1 protein-coding gene is annotated in these 939 nt (G+C 70.3%); it reads right to left on the reverse strand.

From position 1 onward, the window contains the following. Positions 1-342 (reverse strand): hypothetical protein (locus ACK4SE_RS13815; RefSeq protein ID WP_409693860.1); only part of this gene is annotated, 342 nt, incomplete at its 3' end. Positions 343-939 lie beyond the last annotated feature (597 nt).

Genomic DNA, 939 nt, shown 5'->3' on the forward strand with positions numbered 1-939 from the left:
CCCCACGCCGGACGCCGACTGCGCGGCGGGCGATGCGGCCGGGCTGTCTGTGCTGCTGGCAGGCGGCACCGTGGCCCCCACGGAGGTGCTGCGCGTCGAGGCAGACGGCTCGGCAGCGCTGGCCAGCGGGCGGGCGCCTGGCTTCACTTCATCTTCCAGGGCGTATGTCAGAACCACGGTGGGCGGCACCGCGACGCGGAACGACAGTGGGATCTCGGACCGGTTCCACACCGACAGCTCCTGCGAGGCGGCGGCGGTGGCGGCGGCGGTGGCGGCGGCGGTGGCATGTGAGCGGCACAGCTGGCATGACGGTAGCTGTAGCGGCAGCGCTTGCCTTGACATACGACGCGCCCGCAATGCAGTCGTCAAACACCAGCTGCCGCGTGCCGCACCGGAGCACGCTGCGGCACACGCGCGCGCGGAAGGGAATGGCTAGCACCGCCGCGGGCGCAGGAGGCGACGGCTCTGTGGCGGGCGTGACGAGGCCAGCGTCGACGACCGGGTCCGTTCGCTCCTCCTGCCCCACCTCGAATGCCTCCAGCGTGATGGTACCCGTCACGCGGTAATGGCTGTGCAGCGTGCGCCCGTGCAGACCATCGCTGGACTGTGCGTGCGCGGGCTCGCCCTGGCTGCCGCTGCCACTCTCCTCCTCATCGCTCTCGTCGACGTCCTCAGCATCGGACTCTGGGAGCGGAGGGGAGGCAGGCACGTCAGGAAAGCTGGCGTGCGGCGACAGCGGCGACAGCGGCGACAGCGGCAGCGCACTGCACGCACCTTGGCCCGGGGATGCGGCGGGCTCCACCGAGGCGGTCGTGGGGGAGATTGGATTGTGGCTGAACGTCAGTACAATTTTTCTGACCTCCCCGGGCACAACGACCACCTGTGCAACACTGTCAGCGGCACTGGACGCAGCCAAAGCGTGCGCGCAGTACGTGCCTG

The sequence above is a fragment of the Brevundimonas sp. genome (genome assembly GCF_046293315.1).
Classification (GTDB): domain Bacteria; phylum Pseudomonadota; class Alphaproteobacteria; order Caulobacterales; family Caulobacteraceae; genus Brevundimonas.